The sequence below is a fragment of the Paramixta manurensis genome (assembly GCF_013285385.1).
Lineage (GTDB): Bacteria > Pseudomonadota > Gammaproteobacteria > Enterobacterales > Enterobacteriaceae > Paramixta > Paramixta manurensis.
Genome location: NZ_CP054212.1, coordinates 847,787 through 873,700, shown reverse-complemented (window position 1 = coordinate 873,700; position 25,914 = coordinate 847,787). Strand labels below are relative to the sequence as shown.

The window sequence follows — 25,914 nt, the reverse complement described above, 5'->3', positions numbered from 1 at the left end:
ATGGCAATACACCACGACGTAAATGTCCAGTAGTAAAGCAATGCCTAAAATGATCTTCGTCCTGGTACTATCCATTTTATTCCTTTTAGACACCTATGTGTTTCGGAAAATAACAAAACCACATTCTAATTTTTCACATTATCTTCATTGACTATTATTGCATTACTATCATCAGGAGAGACAATAATATTTATTTTCTCTCCTACCCGATAACTATTGCTATTAAAAGTTAATATCGATATGTCTTTTTTTGTTTCAACAGGCGTTCCATCACTCCTTTTAAACATCACGTCTAAATGGATATGAGTTCGTCCTTCAATATTTTGAACTTTATCAGGATACGTTTTTTTTATCACAGCTTCAGTTTTAAACCCTTCATTCTTTATCCTTTCATTATCTCTGTTCATGGATATAGTATTTTTTGTGACGATAAAGAAAAAAACAAACATGCAAGAAATAACTATAATCGCAAACGCTAATCCGATATTTGCCATTTTTACGATCCATTAATAAATGTTGCCATAGCAGTAATTAATAACCTACCAACTACATTAACCACGCCAAAAATCGACATAATCAAGCATAAAATAACATATAATGCGAAAAAATATCTGTCCTCAAATTACTACTATCCGATTTTGCAGCCTCGACTTTGGTTATATTAACCGCCGCTCGACAAAAAGCCATAGCTTTGTGGAACACTGTTTCCCCTGTCATAAAATAGTAGGGCCACACTTACCAGTTGATCTCTACTTTTATGTCTATTTAATTGTCTGATTCTTCCCCGCCCAATATCATCCATATTTTATTGGGATCGTCTGGTTTATAAAAAATATCCACTTTTCTTTCTCTTTCAAGTTTTGCCAGGCTAAGTGTCAGCACAACTTGTTTTTTCTTCACCTGAATTCTTTCGTGAGATTCAGTAGAAAACGCTAACGTGAAGACACAATCTGGCGAGCCTGCGCTCGATGTAGCCACTTGCTTTATATCAATAATTTCCGCTTCAGTCTTTATCCCATTTTTTTTGAAATCATTGTAAACACTTCCTGTCCAAAGACTAAATGATATAGCGAGAACTATTGCTAAAACACTTGCCCCAACAAACCAAATGATAATATTAATCATAAAAATCGCTTATAAATATTAGTCCCATCCGGCATATACATGATGTTACTTTACGTTCAGCACGATGAGTTGCCAGAGCTTTTCTTTATTGACAACTTAAAAATAGCAAAAAAAATATTATTGACTCTGGTTGAGTAGTTAATGTACCAGCTTAACTGGCTTACTCAAGGGCTATAATTGATACTTATAACAGCCATCTTACCTTTTGCTCCATGTTTAACATAGATTATTAACCCAGGCCTTGATAAATGCACCTCACTCAGCCTGACCAAAGCTTTTGCAGAGTAAAGCTTGTTAACGCCTTCTAAATCAGCATAAAAACAAAAATCATAGAAAAAATCGTTACCGTACCTCGTATTAGTTTGCTGCCATGAATCCAGTTGCGTTGATAGTATATCTCCCGCCCATTTATCTTTTTTCAACCAGACTTTAACATCGGAAAGCTGTTTATTTTGGTCTCTAAATGCAAAATGGAAACCTAATAAAACACCACAGAGATAATAATTCCTAGCCACAATGAATGTTGTGCAATAAAATCAAAATCCATTCCATCTCCTTACGTAAGTATTATTGTTTCTGTTAACTAAACCTACACAATCGCATTATATACATTCATAATAAATTGAACATCTTCAACTTTTCACCCAATATCATCCATTTTTTATTGGGTTACTTTAGTTTATAAAAATATCCAACTCTTTTTCCATTTAAAACTTATAAAAAATTCATTATAAATTAATTCTTCGCTCCTTCGTGAAGCACGATAATATCACCAGAGCGTTCAGGAACATATTTTATTTGTAGATGGCTTCCAACCTGAAATTGATTAGATAATATATTTTTCACTCCAATATCTTTTATAGCTTGTATTTCTTTATTTTGAATATCCTTATATTTTACCGTTACTATTAATTGCAACCATCCTTCGATATTTTGTACGTCCTCCTGATGAACTTTAACAATTATAGCGTCACTAATAATTCCATTTTCTCTTATGAAATTATTTTTCTTCGTGTCACGAATAGAATTTATAATGGCGACACAACAAAAAACAATCAAAACTGCGGCTATAACAAAAACCGTATACATTGCAATATCTGCTATTTTCATACTCACTTTCATTTATAAGAATGAGGAGATTCATTAATTACGATTCTTGTCAGATTCATATCCAACTTTGATGTAATTATGTCTGCGGATTAAATATCTTTATACCAATAGTTTTATTTACTCTATCCGAATGGGCTTTCCGCTAGCATCTTTGACTAACAGAATATCATTATCATTTTTGCCTACGCGAGCCTCATATACTCCACCAACTTCATAGGAGGCTACGGCGATCAGCATTGCCGTTTCCTGATGCTTTTCTACCAACCAGGTACGTTGCTCTTTTTCTGACTTGACTCTTAAATTAAGCTCCAGGACTGGGTTGTTGTTAAGAAAAAGCCCGGTTTGTTTCATCGAAAGGATAGTAGCCGAAACAACCACACCATTATTCGTCAATTCCCATTCTCTTTTTTGTGAGTTTTTTACAATCCGATTGGCAATATAAAAGCATACGGCAATAATTAATAATGTGCCAACTACATTAACCACACCAAAAATCGACATAATCAAGCATCCTTTAAAAGAATATATAAAGCGAAAAAAGATCTGTCCTAAAACTTTTAAAACATCACAGATGAATAATTCAAGTTAATAAATAACATCATTTACTCTATGTTTATTTCATATTGTTATACAAACATATAGTTCACCATCAGAAATATTAATAAATTATCTTTATTTACTTTTCCTTGTTTCAGTGTACTTATATCGCTTCATTAATGGGTTATGCTTATCAAGGAACACCTTATTACTATCCTTAGCGTATATGATAAAAATATTCATTCCGGGTTTATAATTATCAATCGCGATCAAAAAATTAATTATTAATCTTTAAAGTTCTACTTTGCATTGGATTAACTATGTTAATATAAAATTTATCAAATTGACCTTTAATATATTTTATTGGCAATTCATTACCTGGCTGATATTTCTGAAGGTCTGTTACATCAATGACTGAATTACCGATTGAAAGGTGCCTTTTCCCCTCGTTATCCTGGTAAGCCACTTTAAATTCAACATTTACATAAGCTGAGTTTTCACCCGGCATGCTTCGAATACTAATTATAGTGGCAATAGTTTCAATGCTATTTCTTTTAATATTATTCTTTCTTCTATTATTTATATAAATACTAATAAAAGCATATATAAACACCCCAACAACAATCAGAACGATATAAAAAAATGGGTCGCTCGCATTATCTTTAAGGAACTTAATAAAAAACATAGTAAACCTCATTGTGCTTGCATAAGTACGCTAGCCATGAAAGCACATCTCTAAACTTTTCCACTCATACCATATACTCTTGACGGCCATCGACTCCAATTGTCAATTTATCATCCTGCTCGATAGTAATGCTGTTGCCGTTATTAAATGTCTGGGTATCCTATATCTGCTTATGTATCAGTCTAAAATTAAAGGACGATCATAAATCGCAATATTCTTAGGTTTTTCAGGATGGTATTTAATCGTCGTACCGTTCCCAGCAACAAAATGTTTTACTTCGTTCACATCAAGTGCTTTCTTGACCGTTGAGGTATATTCAATCCCTTCTTTCGTTTTGTAACGCACAGTCACTGCACATATTGGTTTATTCCCCCCCCAATATTCAGTTTGATTGACTGATATAATATCTGCATTTACCGCAATACCTTTTTTTAGAATATTAGCTTCTACTATTCCTTCCCTAATGGGAATAATCCCCATAGTAATAACGACCTTAAAAAAACCAACTATAGCGACAACAGCAAGAAAAAAATAAAATATATTTTTCACAATATCCATATAGCCTCTAAAAATAATACGGAAATAGACAACGTTTTTTACAAAAACTAGCCCCAGCCAGCATATCCATAACGCTGATCTTGGTTCCGCATTCTGAGTTGCCGTTTTTACCGACAACTCAGGTTTAGATAATTAAATCATATTAATTAACGATATTACTTACTCTATCCGAATGGATTTTCCGCTAGCATCTTTGACTAACAGAATATCATTATCATTTTTTCCTACACGTGCTTCATATACCCCACCAACTTCATAGGAGGCTACTGCGATCAGCATTGCCGTTTCCTGATGTTTTTCTACCAACCATGAATGTGGTTCGTTTAATAACTCAATTTTTAATTTAAGATCCAATACAGGATTATTATTTAAAAATAATCCATTTTGCTTCATGGATAATATCGTTGCTTTGGCAGGCCTACCACTTGCAGTCAATATTTCCTCTCGGCGTTGAGATCCTTTTATTACTCTATTTGCTATATATAAAGCAATAGCAAATATTATTATGGTCAAAATAACATTTACAACACTTGATACTGACATATTTCCTTCTCATCATTACATCAGCATTCTTAATAAAGATAAATCGGTTCTTAATAAACTAATTACTACCTTCCATCAACGACGGCAAATCAACAACAATTTTTCCAGGATCTTTCCTGTCATATTTAATAGGTATAAAACTCCCTTTTTTTAAATAGGGTAGGGTTACCGCACTATATCCATTTTTATAATCGATCAAAAAATCATCTCCAGTTTGAGTTTTATACTTCAACTTCATCGATATTTTGTATCCCCCGTTACCAACTGAAGCTAGCTGTTTCACAGATAAAACTTCTGCTGTAGTTGATACTCCATTATCAAGTAAAGCTCTTTCTTTAAATCCCTTTTTTATTGCTAGTGAAAAAAGGATAATAACTGCAATAATCCCAATAATTGTCGTATATGACATTTTTTTCCTCATTTTAAAAAAATGTAGTTAGTTTTGCAAAATTACTTTTAATACCATCAACAACTACATTTACTGCATTGGTAAACTTTGCTCTTCCGTTTGCCGTTCCCATTTCAAACTCAGCTCGGTTAAAATTCATCGCCGTATAATTTGACTCAAGCATAGTAAGTCCTGCAGAAAATCCTTTTATTTCGCCTGAATAAGGAGTCCATTTAACTAATTCGATATCACCATTATCATTTACAGATTTAGCATTACTTGTTATAGATGTTTTCGCATTAAAAGTAATACTTTTTGCATTAATAGTAATATCGCCATCAACATTCTCAAACCAAGTACCGTTAATATTCCTTGATACATTACCTTTAATATCAACTATCTGATTTTCATCTACAGTCAGTTGATCAACCCCATTAATATCTGTTACTACACCTTTTTTATAAACAACTTTTGTTGCGCCCGCGATAGAAGCCCCTGAAGCGGCCTTCATATAATCATTAGGGACATGTTGTGTCCCAGGCGCGCTTATAAGCTGAGCTTTAGCATCTTTATTGAATGGTGCATGGTTTACTTCCGACGCCACGCCTTTTGCATCAATAGTCTGCCCGTAAACAATCTGGTTCGCGGCATCAAACATAATACGGTCTGCCGCTTTGGTGCTGATGGTTTTGTCGGTGACGACAGTGACGTTATCGGTATAGCTGTTATCTGAACAACCGGTGACGCTTTTTTCTTCGCCATCGGTAATGCTCTCTTTACGCCCGCCCGCCGTTACACTCAGCGTCCTGCCATTATTAAACGTCTGGGTATCGTGCTGATCCACCGTGGTCTCACGGGTGTCCTTATGATGGTAGCTGGTCGCCTTCTGAACCACTTCGGTATGCGTCCCGTCCACCGTCACCTTTTTGTTATTCTCCACCGAGATATTCATGTCCCGCTCGGCGTGCATGTCAAACGACTCGCTGCCCAGACGGTCCTCGAAAAACAGGAAGCTGGCGTTGTCCTTCGTCCCGTTCTTGCTGCGCGACATAAACCCCATCTTCGTCGCGTCGTTCGGCAGGTCCCACGGCGGCAGGCTGTCCTCGTTGTACACCCGCCCGGTAATTATCGGCCGGTCCGGGTCGCCGTTGATAAAGTCCACCACCACCTCTTCGCCAACCCGCGGCACCTGCACGCCACCGTACTTCCAGCCCGCCCACGCGCTCGACACCCGCACCCAGCACGAACTGGTGTCGTCCCCGCTGGCGTAGCGGTCCCAGCGGAACTTCACCTTCACCCGCCCGTACTTATCGGTCCAGATAGGCTCCCCCTGTGGCCCCACCACCTCGGCGGTCTGCGGCCCGTAGGTGCGCGGCCACGCCGTCCCGCGCTCCGGCCGCCAGTTCAGCTCCGCCGGCACCACCGTAAAGGTGGTCCGGTGCTCGCCCTGCTGGTCGCCGCCGCTGGCATAGTGGTTTTCGGTAAACAGGTAGCTCGCCCCCACCGTCAGGTACTCGCCCTCGTCCTCACGCCGCGGCGCGCGGATAAAGTTAAACACGAACCCCGGCGCCAGGCCGGTTGACGTCGCCTTCCCGCCCATCTGTTGGTGCTGCGCCGCCAGCTCCTGCTGGCGCACCCGCACGTAAAACTGCCCGTGCTGATGGTCGGTAAAGCGCCCCGGCCAGTCGTACACTTCGGTCTGCTTCGCCGCCTGCGGCCCCGGGTTCTGCCGCGCCTCGAACAGCCGCGCGCGCGGCTTGCGGAAGTCATAATCGTCGTGGCTGTACAGCCCCGGCGTGATGGCCCCGGTTACGCTCCAGCCCTGAATCCCCTCCGCCTTCACCCGCATCTCACCTTCCGGCTGGTTGTACGGAATAGCCTCATACCCCGGCAGCGCCTTGTGCGCGTCCGGCGCGTCGGCCAGCACCAGCGTCTGTTCGCCCTGTTCGTGGCGGAAGTAGTAATAAATGCCCTCGTGCTCCATCAGGCGGCTGATAAAATCCAGGTCGCTCTCGTTGTACTGCACGCAGTAGCCCCACTGCCGGTATGAGCCGGTCAGCCGGTTTTCAAACGGGATCTGATAGTCGTTCAGCAGGGTGCTGACGATGTCGGGAACCGTCTTCTCCTGCCAGATGCGGAAGTCGCGGTTCTGCTCCAGGTACCACAGGGCGGGGTTGATGGTGGCGCGGTAGATGTAGTAACGGTCGCCGTGCGGCTCGCGCCCCGCCAGCGTCATGCGGGTGATAAAGCCGCTCAGGTAGCGCGGCGTCAGCGGGTTGCTGCGGATTTCCACCGTCAGCGGCTGCCCCAGCAGCGCCTTCAGGTCGAGATTATTGGCCGGGCAGAGCAGCTCCACCTCAAAGGCGTACACGCGGGAGAGGTGTTCCTCACCGGAAAGCGACTTAAACAGCAGTTCTTCCGGGCTGGCCGGGACGTGCGCAACAATAAGACGATCCATTAATAAAACTCCCTGATGGCAGCGGGTATTTAAACCGGATAAATAGCTACCGCTGCACCATGTCGTTGATCGTCCTTGTTATTTAACGATCTCATGGCGCAGCGAGGTTGAAATATTTTGCAGCAAACGTTCATACATCTAACATACCAAGCCGGGTGATACCAGCACCCCGCTCACACTTAAGACTATTCCTAAACAGCCTCACATGGTTGCATATTCTACAAATTGGTTTACACGGACACTGTATAAATAAACATGCTATTATTGCCTAAAATAGGTACACGAAGGGTTCAAGGTGAATAGTCCGCGCGCAGGGTTCCTGCTCACTCGTCACTGGCGAGATACGCCAACCGGCACCGAAGTGACGCTCTGGTTAGCAACCGGGAGCGGGCCGTTGCGCGTCACCTTGCCGGTTCAAGAGTCAGTGGCATTTATCCCTGCCGAGGCGCGGCAGAAAGCCGAGCAGTTGTTAGCCAATGAACGCCACTATCGGCTGACGCCGCTGGAACTGAAAGATTTTCGTCAGCGCCCGGTTTGCGGATTGTATTGCCGCCAGTACCGCCAGCTTCAGCGGCTGGAGAAACAGTTACGGGAACACGGCATTTCGGTATATGAGGCGGATATCCGTCCGCCTGAACGTTTTTTGATGGAGCGTTTTATTACCGCGCCGGTGTGGTTTAGCGGCCAGCCGGTTGGCAACGGCGTAATCAACGCCAAATTAAAACCGCATCCGGATTACCGCCCAACGCTGAAATGGGTCTCGCTGGATATTGAAACCAGCCAGCATGGCGAGTTGTATTGCATCGGGCTGGAAGGCTGCGGCCAACGCCAGGTGTATATGCTGGGGCCGGAGAACGGCGCGGCAGATGGGCTGGATTTTACTCTGGAATATGTCGATAGCCGCCCAAAGCTGATGGAAAAACTGAACGCCTGGTTCGCCGAACACGACCCTGATGTCATTATCGGCTGGAATGTGGTGCAGTTTGATCTACGTGTGTTGCAGAAACATGCCGAGCGCTACGGCATCCCGTTACGCCTGGGGCGTAATAATGAGGCGCTGGAATGGCGGGAGCACGGTTTTAAGCCCGGCGTCTATTTCGCTCAGGCGACGGGGCGCTTAATTATTGACGGAATTGAAGCGCTGAAATCGGCGTTCTGGAGTTTTTCCTCATTTAGCCTGGAAGCGGTTTCGCGTGAGTTACTCGGCGAAGGTAAAGCGATTGATAACCCGTGGCAGCGCATGGAAGAGATCAACCAACGCTTTGCCAATGATAAACCGGCGCTGGCGCGTTATAACCTGAAAGATTGCGAACTGGTTACGCGTATTTTTGAAAAAACCGAGCTGATGCCGTTCCTGCTGGAGCGCGCAACGGTCAATGGGCTGGCGGTCGATCGTCACGGTGGCTCAGTCGCAGCTTTCAGCCACCTCTATTTCCCGCGCATGCACCGCGCCGGTTTTGTCGCGCCAAATCTTGGTGAAGTGGCGCCGGAAGCCAGCCCCGGCGGTTACGTGATGGATTCGCGGCCCGGCCTGTATGACTCAGTGCTGGTGCTGGATTATAAAAGCCTTTATCCCTCAATTATCCGTACCTTCCTCATTGACCCGGTCGGTCTGGTCGAGGGAATCGCCCATCCCGCAGATGAAGAGTCGGTAAGCGGTTTTCGCGGCGCGCGCTTTTCCCGTTCGCGCCATTGCCTGCCGGCGATTGTGAGTCAAATCTGGCATGGGCGTGAAGCGGCGAAAGCGCAAGGTAACCAACCTCTCTCGCAGGCGCTAAAGATTATTATGAACGCCTTTTATGGCGTGTTAGGCACCAGCGCCTGTCGCTTTTTCGATCCGCGCCTCGCCTCCTCGATCACGCTCCGTGGGCATGACATTATGCGCCAGACACGAGAGTTAATTGAGGCGGAAGGGTATGACGTGATCTATGGCGATACCGATTCAACGTTCGTCTGGCTGAAAGGCGCCCACGAAGAAACCCAGGCGCAAGCAATCGGCAAACGCTTGGTCGAAAAGGTCAACCACTGGTGGCAAGAGCATTTATCACGCACCCTGAATCTCACCAGCGCATTAGAACTGGAGTTCGAAACCCATTTCTGTCGTTTTCTGATGCCGACCATACGCGGCGCGGAGCAAGGCAGTAAAAAGCGTTATGCCGGGTTGATCCGCGAAGGTGAAAAAGAGCGCATGGTGTTTAAAGGGCTGGAAACGGTGCGTACTGACTGGACGCCGCTGGCGCAAGTTTTTCAGCAGGAGCTGTATCGCCGAGTTTTCCGCCAGGAACCTTATCAGGACTATATTATTGAAACGGTGCGGCAGTTGCTGGATGGCGAACTGGATGATCAGTTGGTCTACAAGAAGCGGCTGCGTCGTCCACTCAAAGAGTATGAGCGTAACGTGCCGCCGCATGTCCGCGCCGCGCGCATTGCCGATGAGTATCACCAAAAGCTGGGCCGCCCGTTGCTGTATCAAAATGGCGGCGCGATTCGCTACGTTATGGCCACCTCCGGACCGGAACCGTTGGAAGCGCGCCAGACGCCGTTGGATTACGATCATTATCTTACGCGCCAGTTGCAGCCGGTGGCGGAGGGAATTCTCCCTTTCCTTGAGGATGACTTTGCTACACTGATAACAGGCCAGTTGGGGCTTTTTTGACAGGTGACGAATGCGTTACCTTCCAGTACCATAGCGCCCTTCCTGAATTTTACCGCTCTTCACCGTTGCCAGACGCCTGCGCCTGGCCGCAATGCTATTGCCCGTGAGCGGCTGAAGTCATTAATCACGAGAATCGAGCCAAACATCTATGCCTTTTACACTTGGTCAACGCTGGATCAGCGATACGGAAAGCGAACTGGGATTAGGAACCGTCGTCGCGGTGGATGCGCGAATGGTGACCCTGCTGTTCCCCGCGACCGGCGAAAACCGCCTCTACGCCAGAAATGATTCTCCTATTACTCGCGTCATCTTTAATCCGGGCGACACTATTACCAGCCATGAAGGCTGGCAGATGACCGTCACTGAAACCCACGATGAAAACGGTCTTATCACCTATCTGGGCACACGCAATGATGACCAACAGGACGTTAGCCTGCGCGAAGTGATGCTCGACAGTAAACTGGTGTTCAGTAAACCGCAGGATCGCCTGTTTGCCGGTCAGCTTGATCGGATGGATCGCTTCGCCTTACGTTTCCGGGCGCGTAAATATCACAGCGAACAATACCGGCTGTCGGTAAGCGGCCTGCGCGGAATGCGCACCAATCTGATCCCGCATCAGTTGCATATCGCGCACGATGTTGGGCGCCGTCACGCGCCGCGCGTTTTACTGGCCGATGAAGTCGGGCTCGGGAAAACTATCGAAGCCGGGATGATTATCCATCAACAACTGCTGGCTGGGCGCGCCGATCGCGTACTGATCGTGGTGCCGGAAACCTTACAGCATCAGTGGCTGGTTGAAATGCTGCGCCGGTTTAACCTGCGTTTCGCACTGTTTGATGACGAGCGTTACGCAGAAGCGCAACACGACAGTGATAACCCCTTCGATACCGAACAACTGGTTATCTGTTCGCTGGATTTTGTGCGCCGCAATAAGCAGCGCCTGGAACGCATGGCCGAAGCCGAGTGGGATCTATTGGTGGTTGACGAAGCGCATCATCTGGGCTGGAGCGAAGGTGAGCCGAGCCGTGAATATCAGGTGATTGAACAGCTTGCCGAGCAGATCCCAGGCGTTCTGCTGTTAACCGCCACGCCGGAACAACTGGGCATGGAGAGCCATTTTGCGCGCCTGCGCCTGCTCGATCCCAACCGCTTTCATGATTTCGCCCGTTTTGTTGAGGAGCAGCAGCACTTCCGCCCGGTTGCGAATGCCGTCGCGATGCTGCTGGCCGATAAGCCAATTAGTCGCGAAGAGATGAATCTGCTGAACGATTTGGTCGGTGAACAGGATATTGAGCCGCTGCTACAAGTCGCCAATAGCCAACATGAGAGCAAGCTGGACGCACGCCAGCAATTGATCACCATGTTGCTGGATCGCCATGGCACCAGCCGGGTGCTGTTCCGCAACACACGTGGCGGCGTGAAGGGGTTTCCAAAGCGCGAACTGCACCAAATTCGCCTGCCGCTGCCCACGCAATACCAAACCGCAATCAAAGTCTCTGGCATTATGGGGAGCCGCAAATCTCCCGACGAGCGCGCGCGCGATATGTTGTATCCGGAGCAGATTTACCAAGAGTTTGAAGGCGAAAGTGGCACCTGGTGGAACTTCGATCCCCGTGTCGAATGGCTGATGGGTTACCTCACCAGTAACCGCGATGAAAAAGTGTTGGTGATTTGCGCCAAAGCTGCCACCGCGCTGCAACTGGAGCAGGTGTTACGTGAGCGTGAAGGCATCCGCGCCGCGGTGTTCCACGAAGGCTTGTCAATTATTGAGCGCGACCGCGCCGCCGCTTACTTTGCTTCTGAAGAGGAAGGCGCACAGGTGCTGTTGTGCTCCGAAATTGGCTCCGAGGGGCGCAACTTCCAGTTCGCCAGCCGTTTAGTGATGTTCGATCTGCCGTTCAATCCGGATTTGCTGGAACAGCGAATCGGTCGTCTTGACCGCATCGGACAGGCGCATGATATTCAAATCCTGGTGCCTTACCTGGAAAAAACCGCGCAATCGGTATTGGTACGTTGGTATCACGAAGGGTTGGATGCCTTTGAGCATACCTGCCCGACCGGGCGTGCGATTTACGACAGCGTCTATAACCCGCTGATTGCGTTTCTTGCCGCGCCGGAAAGCAGCGTCGGGCTGGATGCGTTTATTGCCGATTGCCGCAAGCAGCATGATGCATTGAAAACCCAGCTCGAACAGGGGCGCGATCGTCTGCTGGAGATCAATTCCAACGGCGGTGAAAAAGCCCAGGCGCTGGCGGATGAAATCGCCGCGCAGGATAACAATATCGAACTGGTGAACTTCGCGCTTAATCTGTTCGATATTGTTGGCATTAACCAGGAAGATCGCAGCGATAATCTCATTGTGCTTACGCCATCCGATCATATGCTGGTACCGGATTTCCCCGGTTTACCGGAAGAGGGTTGCACCATTACGTTTGATCGTAACCAGGCGTTGGCGCGCGAAGATGCGCAGTACGTGACCTGGGAACATCCGATCATTCGTAACGGTTTGGATCTGGTGTTATCCGGCGATACCGGCACCAGCGCCATTTCTTTGTTGAAGAATAAGGCGTTGCCGGTTGGAACACTGTTAGTTGAGCTGATTTACGTGGTAGAAGCGCAGGCGCCGAAGCATTTGCAGTTGACGCGTTTCCTGCCGCCGACGCCAATCCGTATGCTGATTGATCGTCAGGGCACTAACCTCGCGACCAAAGTGGAGTTTGAGAGTTTCAATCGCCAACTTAACGCGGTTAATCGCCATAATGGCAGTAAGCTGGTGAACGCCCTGCAACAAGATGTGCATGCGATCCTTAAACTGTCGGAAGAACCGGCGGCGGCGGAAGCGCGTAAGATTATCGACAGCGCGCGTCAGGAAGCCAGTGAAAAACTGGGGGCGGAGCTGGAGCGGATGGAAGCGCTGAAAATGGTGAACCCGAATATTCGTCAGGACGAAATCGACGCGCTGGAAAGCAATCGGCAGCAGATTATGGTGAGCCTCAACGAGGCGGGATGGCGTTTGGATGCGCTGCGTCTGATCGTGGTCACTCATCAGTAATGTGTCCGGTGGTGAGGGGCGGTTTTCCGCCCTTTCCCGCCCTGCTTAACCCAAGCCTAACCGGAAACCCTATGGAACCTTACCACCCGCCGCGCGATCCCTGGCTGCATACGCTTTACCAGGACCAGCACATTATCGTGGTCAATAAACCGAGCGGTTTGCTGTCCGTCCCCGGTCGTTTGCCAGAGCACCACGACAGTATTATGGCGCGTATCCAGCGTGGTTTTCCGGCGGCGGAATCCGTCCATCGGTTAGATATGGCCACCAGCGGCGTGATGGTGGTGGCGTTAACCAAAGCGGCAGAACGCGAACTTAAGCGGCAATTTCGTGAGCGTGAGCCGTCGAAAACTTATGTCGCGCAGATTTGGGGGCACCCAGAGAAAGAGACCGGGCTGGTCGATTTGCCGCTGATTTGTGATTGGCCTAATCGGCCTAAACAGAAAGTGTGTTTCGAAACCGGCAAACCGGCGCAAACTGAATATGAAGTGCTGGACTATTTTCCGAATAACAGCGCACGCGTGCGACTCAAACCGATTACCGGCCGCTCACATCAGCTACGCGTGCATATGTTGGCGCTGGGACACCCAATTTTGGGCGATAACTTTTATGCTCACCCGGAGGCGCGTGCTATGGCCTCGCGCCTGTTATTACATGCGGAAAGCCTCACCATTACCCATCCGCAGTACGGCAGTCCTATGACGTTTCGGCAACCGGCAGAGTTTTGATGAGGTGGGGATTACAGGGGCGAACCGCCCCTGTAACCACTTTATTTGAACCCTTTCTCTTTACGAATCAGATCATAGGCAGACTGAATTTCCTGCGCCTTTTGCTTCGCCATCTCCATCATTTCCGGCGGTAACCCTTTTGCGACTAGCTTATCAGGATGGTGTTCGCTCATCAGCTTACGGTAAGCGCGTTTAATCGTGGCATTATCATCGCTACGCTTCACGCCCAAAACATTACAGGCATCATCCAGCGTTGGCCCACGTTGCGCCTGGCGGAACCCGCCCTGAGAAGAACCGCCGCCGTAACCATAACCGGCGCCGCCAAACTGTTGGCCGCCTTCCATCATGCGTAGAAACTGATCGAACTGGGTACGTGAGATCCCTAACTCTTCGGCAATCACATACAGCACCTGGCGTTCATTCGGATGTAAAGAGCCATCGGCAAACGCCGCCTGAATCTGTATTTCCAGAAACATCCTAATCAGATCGAAGCGACCAAAGCAGGCGCTGCGCAGTTCACGCAACTTATTACGCAGCGGATAATCGCCCTGCTTGCCTTCACGAAACGCCTGCTGCGCCGCGGTTCTCGCCTGCCCATGCAATTGCATACGTTCCATAAATGCCGAAGCAATCTGGATATCTGCCTCCGTCACCCGCCCTTTTGATTTGGTTAAATGCCCCATAACCTGGAAAGTGGTGCGGAAAAACAGCGTTTGGCGGGTATGCTGATTCGCAAAATATCCCTGCCCTTGTGAGGCGCGCGCTTTATCAATTAAATGACCGAAAAGCAGGCCCAGCGCGATTCCCCAGAAGCCGGTGCCGGAGAGTAAACCGAGCACCAAACCAATTACTTTTCCCCAATAGCGCATATACTCCTCAATTCGCCATGCCGAAGGCTCAAAATTGCATTATCATACCTGTCATTTATCTTACTGCCTAACGGCAACGCGGACAGAAGGTGCTCACCGTAAAGAGAGTTGCCGCCATCACACTGGCAACTTGAACTATCGCGAGTACAGGATTAACACTAGCGCAACGCAGTTGAGTAAGTTAGTCTCTGACCGTTTGTAGGCATGATGCCAGTTATCACGGAATTCTCGATACCGCGTATGAAAAAACGTATACCTACTTTGCTGGCCACGATGATCGGCGCAGCCCTCTACAGTCAGCAATCCTTTGCCGACGACTTAATGTCGCAATGTATGCTAGGCGTACCTAATTACAATCGACCGCTGGTACAGGGGGATTCTAATCAACTGCCGGTTACCATCAATGCCGACCGCGTAAAAGGTAACTACCCGAATGACGCGGTGTTTAACGGGAAAGTTGACGTTCAGCAAGGTAATAGCCGGTTGCAGTCTGACGAGGTGCAACTTCACCAGCGTCAGGCGGCGGGGCAAACCACGCCAACGCGTACCGTGGATGCGTTAGGTAATGTGCACTATGACGATAATCAGGTCATCCTGAAAGGTCCGAAAGCGTGGTCTAACCTGAACACCAAAGATACCAACGTTTGGAATGGTGACTATCAATTGGTAGGGCGTCAGGGGCGCGGCATTGCCGACCAGATGAAATTACGCGGCAATAATCGGTATACCATTTTAGAAAACGGTTCGTTCACCTCCTGTTTACCCGGCTCCAATAGCTGGAGCGTGGTCGGTTCGGAAGTGATTCAGGATCGGCAAGAAGAAGTGGCCGAAATTTGGAACGCACGCTTTAAGATAGGTTCGGTGCCGGTCTTTTACAGCCCTTATCTGCAATTGCCGATTGGCGATCGCCGCCGTTCCGGTTTTCTGATCCCGAGTGCGAAATACGGTAATAAAGACGGTTTTCAATTCACGCTGCCCTATTACTGGAACATCGCGCCGCAGTTTGACGCCACCATCACACCCAACTATATGAGCCGCCGCGGCCTTCAGTGGCAAAACGAATTCCGTTACCTGACTCAGGCAGGCGCGGGCTTGGTTGAGTTTGATTATCTGCCGTCGGACCAACAATTTAAGCGTGATGCGCCTGACCGTGGGCTTGACCGCGATGATGACTCTAACCGTTGGTTATTCTACTGGCGTCACTCCGGCGTGTACGATCAGCACTGGCGTTTTAACGCTAACTATACCAAGGTCAGCGATCCTTATTACTTCAATGATTTGGATTCGAAATATTATTCATCGACCGATGGCTATGCCACACAAAAATTCAGCGCCGGTTATGCCGATACTAACTGGGACGCCACTGTTTCGACCAAGGACTTCCAGGTCTTTAATATCAATCAGTCGAAAAACGTTTATCGTGCGCGGCCACAGTTTGATTTTAACTACTATCAGAACGATGTCGGCCCGTTCGACACGCATCTGTACGCCCAGGCGGTTCAGTTTAGCAACGTAAACCATGATCTCCCGGACGCGGTGCGTTTACACCTTGAGCCAACCATTAATCTGCCGCTGGCTAATGACTGGGGCAGCATTAATACCGAAGCGAAACTGTTAGCGACCCACTATCAGCAGAGCGATGTTGATTTCTTTAACTCTCTCAGTGGAAATAAAGACAATCAGTTAAAAGAGTCAGTCAACCGCGTCATGCCGCAATTCAAAGTTGACGGTAAGATGGTGTTTGAGCGCAATATGGATTGGTCCGAAGGCTACACGCAAACCGTCGAACCGCGCGTGCAGTATCTGTATACGCCGTTCCGCGATCAGAGCCATATCCAAGCCTATGACTCCACGCTGCTGCAAACTGACTACACCGGTCTGTTCCGTGACCGCACCTACAGCGGCCTCGATCGCATCGCGTCAGCGAACCAAGTCGCGACCGGCATCACCTCACGTATTTATGATCAAGATTTAGTGGAACGTTTTAACGTGTCCATAGGTCAAATCTACTCGTTCACCCCTTCGCGTGTTGGGATTGAGAGTATCGACGATCAGGATGATACCGGTAGCCTGGTGTGGGCCGGCGATACCTACTGGAAGATAAGCGATCGTTGGGGCGCGCGCGGCGGCTTACAATACGATACCCGTTTGGATGATATCGCTCAGGGTAACGCGGTGCTGGAGTACCGCCGTGATGCAGACCGGATGGTGCAACTGAATTATCGTTATAGCAGCCCGGAATATGTCGCAAGGGCGCTGGACTACACGCAAAGCGTGCAGACGCAACAAAGTATTTTGAATAACCCGATTTTTAAAGACGGTATTTCACAAGTGGGTGTAACCGCAAGCTGGCCAATTGCCGATGCCTGGTCCGTGATAGGCGCGTACTACTACGACACCAAGGCCAACCAGCCTGCTGAGCAGTTAGTGGGTGTGCAATACAACTCCTGTTGTTACGCCATTCGCGTCGGCTACCAGCGTAAGCTTAACGGCTTTGAAAATAACGGCAGTGAATATGACAACCAAATCTCGTTCAACATTGAGTTACGTGGCCTGAGTCCGAACTACGGTCTTGGTACTAACGAAATGCTGCGTGAAGGCATTCTGCCTTACCAGCGCGCTTTCTGATGTTGTAATGTTTGACATGCAAACCCGCAGTGCGGAAAGAAGAATGGAAAAAGTATGAAGAACTGGAGAATGCTGATACTGGGTGTGGCGATTGTCGCCAACACCGCGATCGCAGCCCCACAAGTCGTTGATAAAGTTGCCGCCGTAGTGAATAACGGTGTGGTTTTAGAAAGTGACGTTGATGGCATGATGCAAACCGTGAAGTCGCAGGCTCAACAAGCCGGGCAACAGTTGCCAGATGACAATACGCTGCGCCATCAAATTATTGAACGTCAGATTATGGACAACATTATTCTGCAAATGGGCAAGCAGATGGGGGTGCAAATCACCGACCAGCAACTTGACCAAGCCATCGCCAATATTGCGGCGCAGAATCATATGTCATTGGATGAAATGCGCAGCCGCCTGGCTTATGACGGCATGAACTACAACACCTACCGCGAGCAGATCCGCAAAGAGATGCAGATTGCCGAAGTGCGGAATAACGAAGTACGTCGCCGCGTGACTATCCTGCCGCAAGAGGTGGATACGCTCGCGAAGCAAATGGCCGCGCAAAATACCCAGGGTACAGAATTAAACTTGAGCCATATCCTGTTACCGCTGTCGGAAAACCCGACGCAGCAGCAGGTGGATGATCAGGAAGCGTTAGCAAAACAACTGGTTGGCGAAATTAAAGGCGGCGCAGATTTCGGTAAGCTGGCGGTAACCTATTCGGCCGACCCGCAGGCGCTGAAAGGCGGCAATATGGGCTGGGGTAAAATCGAAGAGTTGCCGACGCTGTTCGCTCAGGCGCTCAGCACGGCGAAAAAAGGCGATATTGTTGGCCCAATTCGTTCTGGCGTCGGTTTCCATATTTTGAAAGTGAATGATTTACGCGGCGAGAGCCAAAATATTTCGGTCACCGAAGTTCACGCCCGCCATATTTTGCTCAAACCTTCACCGGTATTGACTGACGATCAGGCACGCCAGAAACTGTTGCAGATCGCCGCCGATATTAAGAGCGGTAAAACCTCTTTCGCCGCGGCGGCAAAACAGCTTTCCGACGATCCGGGTTCAGCGAATCAGGGCGGTGACTTAGGCTGGACTTCGCCAGAAGTTTTCGATCCGGCATTCCGTGATGCATTGCTGCGTCTGAATAAAGGTGAAATGAGCCAACCGATTCACTCCTCTTTTGGCTGGCATTTGATTCAATTGCTGGATACACGTCAGGTTGATAAAACCGATGCGGCGCAAAAAGAGCGGGCTTATCGCCTGCTGTTCAACCGTAAATTCGCCGAGGAAGCGCAAACCTGGATGCAGGAACAACGCGCTGCCGCTTACGTGAAGATCCTTGATAATAATGCACAGTAATCACCGTGTAGCGATCACGCCCGGCGAACCCGCCGGGATTGGTCCCGACCTCATCGTTCAACTGGCGCAGCGTGACTGGCCGGTTGAACTGGTGGTGTGCGCATCGCCCTCTTTGTTACGCGAACGCGCAACCATGCTGGGCGTGCCGCTGGCGCTACGCGAATATCAGCCCGGCGTCGCGGCGCAACCACAGCAAGCTGGTTCACTGACCGTCCTGCCAGTCGAGCTTGCACAACCGGTGCGGGCAGGCGAATTATGCGTCGCCAATAGCCAGTATGTGCTGGAAACCCTGACACGCGCCTGCGATGGCTGCCTCAATGGCGAGTTCGCCGCCTTGATCACCGGCCCGGTGCATAAAGGCGTGATCAATGATGCCGGTATTGTCTTTAGCGGGCATACCGAGTTTTTTGCCGAGCGTGCCGCCCGCGATCGCGTGGTGATGATGCTGGCAACCGAAGGGTTACGCGTGGCGCTGGCTACCACCCACCTGCCATTGAAAGCGGTCGCTGATGCGATTACTCGGGAAAGTCTGCATGAAGTGATAGGGATTTTGCACCAAGACTTACGGCAAAAATTCGGTATTCGCGATCCCCATATTTTCGTGTGCGGCCTCAACCCGCATGCTGGCGAAGGCGGCCATATGGGGCGCGAAGAGATCGATACGATTATCCCGGCGTTGAATGAGCTACGCCAACAAGGAATGAAGCTCACCGGGCCGTTGCCAGCGGATACGTTATTCCAACCGAAATATCTGCAGGAAGCCGATGCGGTACTGGCGATGTATCACGATCAAGGCTTACCGGTGCTAAAATATCAGGGCTTTGGTCGCGCGGTGAATATCACGCTCGGCCTGCCGTTTATCCGTACTTCCGTTGACCATGGCACCGCGCTGGAACTGGCAGGCCAGGGTACCGCCGATGCGGGCAGCTTTATCACGGCGCTTAACCTCGCCATTACCATGATTAAGAGCAGTAATGAATAATCGCGTCCACCAGGGCCATTTTGCCCGCAAACGTTTTGGACAAAACTTCCTCAACGACAGCTATATTATTGACAGCATCGTGTCTGCCATCCACCCTTTACCCGGCCAGGCAATGGTTGAAATTGGCCCCGGCTTGGGTGCGCTGACCGAGCCTGTTGGTGAACGTATTGATGCGTTAACCGTTATTGAACTGGATCGCGACCTTGCTGCTCGTTTACAAACGCATCCGTTCCTTGGCCCCAAACTGACCATTTTTCAGCAAGATGCCATGACTTTCGACTTTGCCGAACTGGCAGAGCTACGCGGTCAACCGTTGCGGGTATTTGGCAACCTGCCGTATAACATTTCCACACCGTTGATGTTCCATCTTTTTAGCTATACTCGTGCTATCAAAGACATGCACTTTATGCTGCAAAAAGAAGTGGTCAACCGTCTGGTCGCCGGGCCGGGAAGCAAGGCCTATGGGCGTTTGAGCGTAATGGCGCAATATTACTGCCAAATCATTCCGGTACTGGAAGTGCCGCCGGAGTCATTTACCCCGGCACCAAAGGTGGATTCTGCCGTGGTTCGTCTGGTGCCTTATGAAACGTTGCCGCATCCGGTAAACGATATTCGCGCGCTGAGCCGTATTACCACCGAAGCGTTTGGTAAACGACGCAAAACGTTACGCAATAGTCTGGGGCACTTATTCCCGATTGAAGCGCTGGACGATATGGGGATTGATACCACGTTGCGAGCGGAAAATATCTCTGTCGCGCAGTATTGTCAGTTAGCAAACTGGTTAACCGCGCATCCTGATCCACAGGAGAAGTAAGCCATGATCGAATCGCCTCGGGTTTGTGTACAGGTGCAAAGTGCCTACGTGGAGTCGCAATCCTTACCGGAAGAAGAACGCTACGTTTTCGCTTATACCATTACGATTCGCAACCTGGGGCGCAACCCGGTGCAACTGTTAGGCCGCTATTGGCTGATTACCAATGGCAACGGTCGTGAAACCGAAGTGCAGGGCGAAGGCGTGGTCGGCGAACAGCCGCATATTGCGCCCGGCAGCGAGTTTCAGTACACCAGCGGCGCGATCCTTGAAACGCCAATGGGTACCATGCAGGGCCATTATGTGATGGTGGATGAGGAAGGCGAAACTTTCCACATCGACATCCCGGTGTTCCGTCTCGCGATCCAGACGCATATCCATTAATGTCAACGCTGGCGACTGCCGGGTTTACTGCTTCCTCCAGGTAAGATTTGAATGAGTACATACCTAATTGGCGACATCCACGGTTGCTATGATGAACTGCAATCGTTGTTAGCGCAGGTCGCTTTTGATCCGCAACAGGACACTCTGTGGTTAACCGGTGATTTGGTCGCCCGTGGGCCAGGCTCGCTGGAAGTATTACGTTACGTGCGTTCACTGGGCGACTGCGTGCGTATGGTATTAGGCAATCATGATCTCCATCTTCTGGCAGTGTATGCCGGTATTAGCCGCAACAAGCCGAAGGATCGCCTGACACCGTTGCTGGAAGCGCCGGATGCCGACGTTTTGCTGAACTGGCTTCGTCGCCAGCCGCTGTTACAGGTAGATGAAGAGAAAAAGCTGGTGATGGCGCATGCGGGCATCACGCCGCAGTGGGATATTGAAACGGCACGCATTTGCGCCCGCGAAGTGGAAGCGGTGCTCTCCAGCGATAGTTATCCGCTGTTTCTCAACGCCATGTATGGCGATATGCCGAATAACTGGTCACCGGAACTCAGTGGGCTGGCGCGTTTGCGCTTTAGCACCAATGCGCTTACGCGTATGCGTTACTGCTTTCCGAACGGCCAACTGGATATGATTTGTAAAGACTCGCCGGAATCGGCCCCGCCGCCGTTAAAACCGTGGTTTGCTATTGAAGGCCCGGTTGCGCGCGATTACACCATTGTGTTCGGCCACTGGGCTTCGTTAGAGGGCCAGGGAACGCCACAGGGCATTATCGGCCTGGATACCGGCTGCTGCTGGGGCGGTGATTTAACCCTGCTTCGCTTTGAAGACCACCACTATTTTACCCAGCCCTCGAACCGCGAACGCAGTATTGAAAATGCGTAAGGTCCAGGCCATGCCTGGACCAGTAAGCTTAACGACGGTCTAAAATCTCAAAACAGTAACTGTGTGAGTTTTGTTCATCCGCATCATGGAACTCGCTAAAGGTCGACTGCCACTCATCCGGCTCATAGTCCGGGAAATGGGTGTCGCCCTCCACTTCTGCATCAATATGCGTCAGATAGAGGCGGTCCGCACGCGGTAGCATCTGCTCATAAATCCGCCCGCCGCCAATCACCATCACCTCTTCCACATCTCCGGCCGCGCTGAGCGCCGCATCCAGTGAACTCACCCAAGTCACACCTTCAGCCTGACCCGGTTGACTGCTGACCACAATATTCTGCCGTCCCGGCAACGGGCGACCGAGTGACTCCCAAGTCAGACGCCCCATAATGACGGGTTTATTTAACGTATTACGCTTGAACCAGGCTAAATCTGCGGGAAGATGCCAGGGCATTGCGTTTTCCATCCCAATAACGCGATCGGCTGCCAAAGCCGCGATCAGACTTATCATCATATGAAACTCTATGGGGCTAAAATTGGCGCCATCATACGGAAAGGCGAAACTTTCGTCGATAGCGAGAGTGAAGGTTTTACGTAAAGGTTTTCCTGATACCTCTTTTCCACCTTCTGTTTAAACTTTAGACACTCCATTCGCCCTTGTGCATGCTAAACTCGCTGTTTATTTTTAAACACAGAATAGCGTCATGTTAGAAACCAGTTTATTCGTCGCCACCATTGCCACGCTGGGGATGCTTTCCCCCGGTCCCGACTTTTTCCTGATCATTAAAAACGCCGCACGCTATTCGCGCGGTACGGCATTAGTCACTTCGCTTGGCGTTATCTCCGGCGTGGCGACGCATATGACCTATTGTGTCGCTGGCTTGGCGGTAGTGATCACCACCACGCCGTGGCTGTTTATGCTGTTAAAATATGCCGGTGCGGCGTATCTGATTTATGTCGGCCTTCAAGCCCTGATGGCACGCGGTAATAGCAAAATGGATTTGAGTAATGTTGGTCGTGAGAAAACCTCACTGACCCGCGCTTTTTTACAGGGTTACCTGTGCAACCTGCTCAATCCGAAAGCCACGCTATTCTTTCTTTCCGTGTTTACCCAAGTGCTGAGCGTTCACTCTGGCTTTGGCGAGAAACTGTGGTATGCCGGTATTATTTGGGGATTATCGGTACTGTGGTGGCCAACACTGGTGTTTCTGATCCAGAGTGCGCCAGTGCGGCGTGGGCTCGCCAAAGCGCAAAAGCTGATTGATAAATTACTGGGTGGGGTACTAATCGCGCTAGGTATCAAGGTAGCGCTGTCGTAAACCACCGGCTTCCCCGCCGCGCCAGAGCGGGGAAGCGGCATTTCTCTTACAGCGAATGCGACGTAGAATGTACCTTCTCTTGTTGAGAGGCCGCCGCGGTTTGGCCGGTTAACTGTGTCTCCAGCGCTTCCAGCGAGACCCCTTTGGTTTCCGGTACTTTGCGCCAGATGTAAAGCGTCCCGAACAGGCAGATTCCACCGTACAACAGGAAACTCCCTGATGCGCCTAACCCGGCGTTCAGTAACGGGAAGGTATAGGTCAGGACAAAGCAGGCGACCCACAATGCAAACGTGCCCAATGCCATCGCCGTACCGCGAACCCGATTGGGGAAAATCTCTGATAGCAGTACCCACGTCACCGGCGCCAGTGTCACCGCATAGATGGCGATCGCCAGTAACACCAGCAACAATACCGGCAGCCCGAGCAGGCCGTAGGCATAGGCGGCAGCCATTAAACCATAAATTACCGTTAACGCTCCGGCGCCAATCAGCATCAGGCGGCGGCGACCCACTTTATCCACCAGCGGCAGCGCCAGCAGCGTGAAGATCAGGTTAATTAAGCCGGTCGCGACGATCGATTTCAGCGTGTCATTAATATCAAACCCGGCAGACGCAAAGATCTCCTGCGCGTAGTTAAAGATCACATTGATACCACTCCATTGCTGAAACACCGCCAGCACAATTCCCACCATCAGTATCGGACGCACATCAGCACGGAATAGCGCCGAAAGCGGCACTTTCGCCTCATGCTGGTTCAGCGTTTGGCGGATCTCAGCAACCGTGTCACTGGCATAAGATTCGCTACCAATGCGTTGCAGAACTTTTTTCGCTTTTTCCGCCCGGTTCATTTTCATCAACCAACGCGGTGATTCGGGAACCACAAACATCAGGACCAAAAACAGCACGGCAGGCACCAATTCCGCGCCAAACATATAACGCCAGCCGGTTTGGCCATTCCAGCTCGCCAACAGGTCGGCGGCTGTCGCACCCGGCGCGACCGGGTCGGCAATAGCTAGGTTGATAAGTTGCGCCGCCAATACGCCCAGTACAATGGTCAGTTGGTTAATTGCTACAAACCGTCCACGTTGCGCCGCCGGGCTGACCTCCGCGATATAGATCGGCGAGAGCGCAGACGCCAGTCCAATACCGACTCCTCCGACAATGCGGTAAATGACGAAAGCATCAAAATTACCGGCGGCCGCCGTTCCCCACGCAGAGATGATAAAAGTGACGGCAGCGATAATCAGCGGGATTTTCCGTCCGAAGCGGTCGGCCAACAGGCCAGAAATTAACGCGCCGAACACGCACCCTACCAACGCGGAACTCATCGCCCAGCCGGAAAGCGCCGGATCGGTAATACCAAAATAAGCTTCATAAAAAGGTTTGGCACCGCCAATCACCACCCAGTCATAACCAAACAATAAGCCGCCACAGGCCGCTACCAGACAAATTGTCCAGACATAGTACATATTGAGTTCAGAGGTAGGTTGCTTCACGACATTTTCCTTATTCCACCCGCGCCCGAGAGGCGTAATTTTTCGGCGCCGCATTCACAATGCATAGTGAACGTTGCTTTATGCCTATTCTGGATGACAAAATCAGTCCAGAGCAGCGTGATTGTCACGCAATATAGTTAACGGAGTTAAGTAAATGTCACTGCAGGGAATGAACAACCAGCGCGTGCGTCATTACAACAAACAGGTTCTCTGTGCGCTGCTGTATCGTGAGAAAGTGGCCAGCAAATCAACGTTGGCGCGCCTGTCGCAGCTCTCCATCCCGGCGGTGGGGAAAATACTGGACGAACTGTTAGCGGAACATGCGGTGCAGCACGATGCGGAAAACTTGCATCGTCGCGGTCTTGGCGGAGGAAGTTATCGCATTGCGCCCGCATCACATCTGATTCTGTGTATCAACGTTTCGCCCAGCCTGATCGAAAGCGTGGTGGTGAATAACCTGATTGTACCGCAGGGTGAACTGGTCTCACGCGCTATCACGCTCCCAACACCTGAAACGCTGTTACAGGAAATTGTGCAAACCTGGCGTCAACACCGTCAACAACATGCTACGCCGTTGAAAATTGCCCTCTCGGTACACGGCCAGGTTAATCCGCAGACCGGTGTCTCGCAAAATATGCCGCAAACACCGTGGAAACAGCCGATTGAAATCAAGTATCTGCTGGAAGAGCAATTGGGAACCGAAATCCTATTGGATAATGATTGTGTCATGCTGGCGCTGGCGGAAAAGTGGCAAAATGCGGCCAATCAACAGGATTTTTGCGTCATCAACGTCGATTACGGTATTGGCTCCTCCTTTGTTATTCAGCAGCAGATCTACCGTGGCAGCTTATTTGGCAGCGGGCAAATTGGTCACACCATCGTCGATATTGACGGTAGCGCCTGCTCTTGTGGGCGCTATGGCTGCCTGGAGACCCTTGCCTCACTTTCGGCGTTGAAACGCCGGGCGCGCATCCAGTTGAAGGCAACGCAGCCGTTAAGCGACGCGCAAGAGGAAATACGGACGCCGCGCACCGCTGAATTAATTGCGCTGTATCATCAGGGCGACAGTACCTTAACCGCCCTGGTCACGCGTGCGGCACAGGCAATTGGCTTAAGCTTATATAACTTCCTCAATATTTTGAATATTAACCGAATTTACCTCTACGGACGCAGTTGCGGTTTTGGCGAACAGTGGCTGAATACCATTATTGAACAGACTAAATTTAACCCGTTCGACCATCAGGATCAGACCCGTGCGCAAGCCACCCATATTGGTTTTGGGCATTTGACGCGCCAGCAGCAGGTAATGGGGATTGGGTACTTATACGTTGAACAGACGTTGGCGCAGATGAAATAA

At 49.7% G+C, this 25,914-nt stretch carries 24 protein-coding genes; 11 read left to right on the top strand and 13 right to left on the bottom strand.

The window, feature by feature from the left end:
- Nucleotides 1-125 precede the first annotated feature (125 nt).
- From PMPD1_RS04250 to PMPD1_RS04205, 10 genes are all read right to left on the bottom strand, one after another.
- Nucleotides 126-494, bottom strand: a complete 369-nt coding sequence (locus tag PMPD1_RS04250; protein WP_173632869.1) for a hypothetical protein — start codon at nt 492-494, stop codon at nt 126-128.
- 271 nt (nt 495-765) lie between these two features.
- Nucleotides 766-1,125 carry a hypothetical protein gene (locus tag PMPD1_RS04245; RefSeq protein WP_173632868.1) on the bottom strand — a complete coding sequence of 120 codons (360 nt, stop codon included), beginning with the start codon at nt 1,123-1,125 and terminating at the stop codon, nt 766-768.
- 164 nt (nt 1,126-1,289) lie between these two features.
- The gene (locus PMPD1_RS04240) at nt 1,290-1,640 is read right to left on the bottom strand and encodes a hypothetical protein (RefSeq protein WP_173632867.1); all 351 of its coding nucleotides are present in this window, start codon (nt 1,638-1,640) and stop codon (nt 1,290-1,292) included.
- A gap of 220 nt (nt 1,641-1,860) precedes the next feature.
- The gene (locus tag PMPD1_RS04235; RefSeq protein ID WP_173632866.1) at nt 1,861-2,235 is read right to left on the bottom strand and encodes a hypothetical protein; all 375 of its coding nucleotides are present in this window, start codon (nt 2,233-2,235) and stop codon (nt 1,861-1,863) included.
- A 117-nt stretch (nt 2,236-2,352) separates the two neighbouring features.
- Complete coding sequence (locus PMPD1_RS04230; RefSeq protein WP_173632865.1) at nt 2,353-2,736, bottom strand: hypothetical protein; 384 nt, start codon at nt 2,734-2,736, stop codon at nt 2,353-2,355.
- Between the two features lie 313 nt (nt 2,737-3,049).
- Nucleotides 3,050-3,457: a hypothetical protein gene (locus tag PMPD1_RS04225; RefSeq protein WP_173632864.1), complete on the bottom strand. Its 408-nt coding sequence runs from the start codon at nt 3,455-3,457 to the stop codon at nt 3,050-3,052.
- Between the two features lie 177 nt (nt 3,458-3,634).
- Nucleotides 3,635-4,015, bottom strand: coding sequence for a DUF3592 domain-containing protein (locus tag PMPD1_RS04220; protein WP_173632863.1), 381 nt, complete (start codon nt 4,013-4,015; stop codon nt 3,635-3,637).
- A gap of 159 nt (nt 4,016-4,174) precedes the next feature.
- The gene (locus tag PMPD1_RS04215) at nt 4,175-4,558 is read right to left on the bottom strand and encodes a hypothetical protein (protein WP_173632862.1); all 384 of its coding nucleotides are present in this window, start codon (nt 4,556-4,558) and stop codon (nt 4,175-4,177) included.
- 58 nt (nt 4,559-4,616) lie between these two features.
- On the bottom strand, nt 4,617-4,967 hold the full coding sequence (locus tag PMPD1_RS04210) for a DUF3592 domain-containing protein (RefSeq protein ID WP_173632861.1): 351 nt from the start codon (nt 4,965-4,967) through the stop codon (nt 4,617-4,619).
- Nucleotides 4,968-4,980: 13 nt separating this feature from the next.
- Nucleotides 4,981-7,404, bottom strand: a complete 2,424-nt coding sequence (locus tag PMPD1_RS04205) for a type VI secretion system Vgr family protein (RefSeq protein ID WP_173632860.1) — start codon at nt 7,402-7,404, stop codon at nt 4,981-4,983.
- Nucleotides 7,405-7,699: 295 nt separating this feature from the next.
- Between PMPD1_RS04205 and polB the strand changes: the two genes are divergently transcribed.
- From polB to rluA, 3 genes are all read left to right on the top strand, one after another.
- Nucleotides 7,700-10,060, top strand: coding sequence for a DNA polymerase II (polB, locus tag PMPD1_RS04200; protein ID WP_173632859.1), 2,361 nt, complete (start codon nt 7,700-7,702; stop codon nt 10,058-10,060).
- Between the two features lie 148 nt (nt 10,061-10,208).
- Nucleotides 10,209-13,112, top strand: coding sequence for an RNA polymerase-associated protein RapA (rapA, locus tag PMPD1_RS04195; RefSeq protein WP_173632858.1), 2,904 nt, complete (start codon nt 10,209-10,211; stop codon nt 13,110-13,112).
- Between the two features lie 71 nt (nt 13,113-13,183).
- Complete coding sequence (rluA, locus tag PMPD1_RS04190; protein WP_173632857.1) at nt 13,184-13,837, top strand: bifunctional tRNA pseudouridine(32) synthase/23S rRNA pseudouridine(746) synthase RluA; 654 nt, start codon at nt 13,184-13,186, stop codon at nt 13,835-13,837.
- A gap of 41 nt (nt 13,838-13,878) precedes the next feature.
- On the opposite strand, the gene djlA is transcribed toward rluA, so the two are convergent.
- Complete coding sequence (djlA, locus tag PMPD1_RS04185; protein WP_173632856.1) at nt 13,879-14,706, bottom strand: co-chaperone DjlA; 828 nt, start codon at nt 14,704-14,706, stop codon at nt 13,879-13,881.
- A 204-nt stretch (nt 14,707-14,910) separates the two neighbouring features.
- Here djlA and lptD point away from each other — a divergent pair, with 204 nt between their 5' ends.
- Genes lptD through apaH form a run of 6 tightly spaced genes read left to right on the top strand, consistent with a single transcriptional unit; the run spans nt 14,911 to nt 21,746 of the window.
- Complete coding sequence (gene lptD, locus PMPD1_RS04180; protein ID WP_173632855.1) at nt 14,911-17,334, top strand: LPS assembly protein LptD; 2,424 nt, start codon at nt 14,911-14,913, stop codon at nt 17,332-17,334.
- Between the two features lie 54 nt (nt 17,335-17,388).
- Nucleotides 17,389-18,684, top strand: a complete 1,296-nt coding sequence (surA, locus tag PMPD1_RS04175; protein ID WP_173632854.1) for a peptidylprolyl isomerase SurA — start codon at nt 17,389-17,391, stop codon at nt 18,682-18,684.
- Nucleotides 18,674-19,666, top strand: coding sequence for a 4-hydroxythreonine-4-phosphate dehydrogenase PdxA (pdxA, locus tag PMPD1_RS04170; protein WP_173632853.1), 993 nt, complete (start codon nt 18,674-18,676; stop codon nt 19,664-19,666). Before surA ends, pdxA begins: the two co-directional genes overlap by 11 nt.
- A complete protein-coding gene (gene rsmA, locus PMPD1_RS04165; RefSeq protein WP_173632852.1) occupies nt 19,659-20,480 on the top strand; it encodes a 16S rRNA (adenine(1518)-N(6)/adenine(1519)-N(6))-dimethyltransferase RsmA in 822 nt (273 codons plus the stop codon). The genes pdxA and rsmA overlap by 8 nt, the downstream gene beginning before the upstream one ends.
- 3 nt (nt 20,481-20,483) lie before the next feature.
- Nucleotides 20,484-20,861, top strand: coding sequence for a Co2+/Mg2+ efflux facilitator ApaG/CorD (gene apaG / locus PMPD1_RS04160; RefSeq protein ID WP_173632851.1), 378 nt, complete (start codon nt 20,484-20,486; stop codon nt 20,859-20,861).
- A 51-nt stretch (nt 20,862-20,912) separates the two neighbouring features.
- Complete coding sequence (apaH, locus tag PMPD1_RS04155; RefSeq protein ID WP_173632850.1) at nt 20,913-21,746, top strand: bis(5'-nucleosyl)-tetraphosphatase (symmetrical) ApaH; 834 nt, start codon at nt 20,913-20,915, stop codon at nt 21,744-21,746.
- Between the two features lie 28 nt (nt 21,747-21,774).
- Here apaH and folA read toward each other — a convergent pair whose 3' ends face one another.
- Nucleotides 21,775-22,257 carry a type 3 dihydrofolate reductase gene (folA, locus tag PMPD1_RS04150; RefSeq protein WP_173632849.1) on the bottom strand — a complete coding sequence of 161 codons (483 nt, stop codon included), beginning with the start codon at nt 22,255-22,257 and terminating at the stop codon, nt 21,775-21,777.
- 190 nt (nt 22,258-22,447) lie between these two features.
- Here folA and PMPD1_RS04145 point away from each other — a divergent pair, with 190 nt between their 5' ends.
- Nucleotides 22,448-23,062, top strand: coding sequence for a LysE family translocator (locus PMPD1_RS04145; RefSeq protein WP_173632848.1), 615 nt, complete (start codon nt 22,448-22,450; stop codon nt 23,060-23,062).
- Nucleotides 23,063-23,108: 46 nt separating this feature from the next.
- Here the strand turns inward: PMPD1_RS04145 and PMPD1_RS04140 are convergent, their stop codons facing one another.
- Nucleotides 23,109-24,557: a sugar porter family MFS transporter gene (locus PMPD1_RS04140; RefSeq protein ID WP_354292782.1), complete on the bottom strand. Its 1,449-nt coding sequence runs from the start codon at nt 24,555-24,557 to the stop codon at nt 23,109-23,111.
- 154 nt (nt 24,558-24,711) lie between these two features.
- Here PMPD1_RS04140 and PMPD1_RS04135 point away from each other — a divergent pair, with 154 nt between their 5' ends.
- Nucleotides 24,712-25,914 (top strand): ROK family protein, encoded by a 1,203-nt coding sequence (locus tag PMPD1_RS04135; RefSeq protein WP_173632846.1) that lies wholly within the window; start codon nt 24,712-24,714, stop codon nt 25,912-25,914.

Bases quoted from the DNA above. Each gene is read 5' to 3' on its own strand.
- PMPD1_RS04225 (WP_173632864.1), bottom strand. From the start codon at position 3,457: ATGTTTTTTATTAAGTTCCTTAAAGATAATGCGAGCGACCCATTTTTT.
- apaH (WP_173632850.1), top strand. From the start codon at position 20,913: ATGAGTACATACCTAATTGGCGACATCCACGGTTGCTATGATGAACTG.
- PMPD1_RS04230 (WP_173632865.1), bottom strand. From the start codon at position 2,736: ATGTCGATTTTTGGTGTGGTTAATGTAGTTGGCACATTATTAATTATT.
- pdxA (WP_173632853.1), top strand. From the start codon at position 18,674: ATGCACAGTAATCACCGTGTAGCGATCACGCCCGGCGAACCCGCCGGG.
- PMPD1_RS04235 (WP_173632866.1), bottom strand. From the start codon at position 2,235: ATGAAAATAGCAGATATTGCAATGTATACGGTTTTTGTTATAGCCGCA.
- PMPD1_RS04205 (WP_173632860.1), bottom strand. From the start codon at position 7,404: ATGGATCGTCTTATTGTTGCGCACGTCCCGGCCAGCCCGGAAGAACTG.
- surA (WP_173632854.1), top strand. From the start codon at position 17,389: ATGAAGAACTGGAGAATGCTGATACTGGGTGTGGCGATTGTCGCCAAC.
- PMPD1_RS04220 (WP_173632863.1), bottom strand. From the start codon at position 4,015: ATGGATATTGTGAAAAATATATTTTATTTTTTTCTTGCTGTTGTCGCT.
- rapA (WP_173632858.1), top strand. From the start codon at position 10,209: ATGCCTTTTACACTTGGTCAACGCTGGATCAGCGATACGGAAAGCGAA.
- PMPD1_RS04135 (WP_173632846.1), top strand. From the start codon at position 24,712: ATGTCACTGCAGGGAATGAACAACCAGCGCGTGCGTCATTACAACAAA.
- PMPD1_RS04215 (WP_173632862.1), bottom strand. From the start codon at position 4,558: ATGTCAGTATCAAGTGTTGTAAATGTTATTTTGACCATAATAATATTT.
- PMPD1_RS04250 (WP_173632869.1), bottom strand. From the start codon at position 494: ATGGCAAATATCGGATTAGCGTTTGCGATTATAGTTATTTCTTGCATG.
- rluA (WP_173632857.1), top strand. From the start codon at position 13,184: ATGGAACCTTACCACCCGCCGCGCGATCCCTGGCTGCATACGCTTTAC.
- PMPD1_RS04210 (WP_173632861.1), bottom strand. From the start codon at position 4,967: ATGTCATATACGACAATTATTGGGATTATTGCAGTTATTATCCTTTTT.
- djlA (WP_173632856.1), bottom strand. From the start codon at position 14,706: ATGCGCTATTGGGGAAAAGTAATTGGTTTGGTGCTCGGTTTACTCTCC.
- folA (WP_173632849.1), bottom strand. From the start codon at position 22,257: ATGATGATAAGTCTGATCGCGGCTTTGGCAGCCGATCGCGTTATTGGG.
- PMPD1_RS04245 (WP_173632868.1), bottom strand. From the start codon at position 1,125: ATGATTAATATTATCATTTGGTTTGTTGGGGCAAGTGTTTTAGCAATA.
- lptD (WP_173632855.1), top strand. From the start codon at position 14,911: ATGATGCCAGTTATCACGGAATTCTCGATACCGCGTATGAAAAAACGT.
- rsmA (WP_173632852.1), top strand. From the start codon at position 19,659: ATGAATAATCGCGTCCACCAGGGCCATTTTGCCCGCAAACGTTTTGGA.
- apaG (WP_173632851.1), top strand. From the start codon at position 20,484: ATGATCGAATCGCCTCGGGTTTGTGTACAGGTGCAAAGTGCCTACGTG.
- PMPD1_RS04145 (WP_173632848.1), top strand. From the start codon at position 22,448: ATGTTAGAAACCAGTTTATTCGTCGCCACCATTGCCACGCTGGGGATG.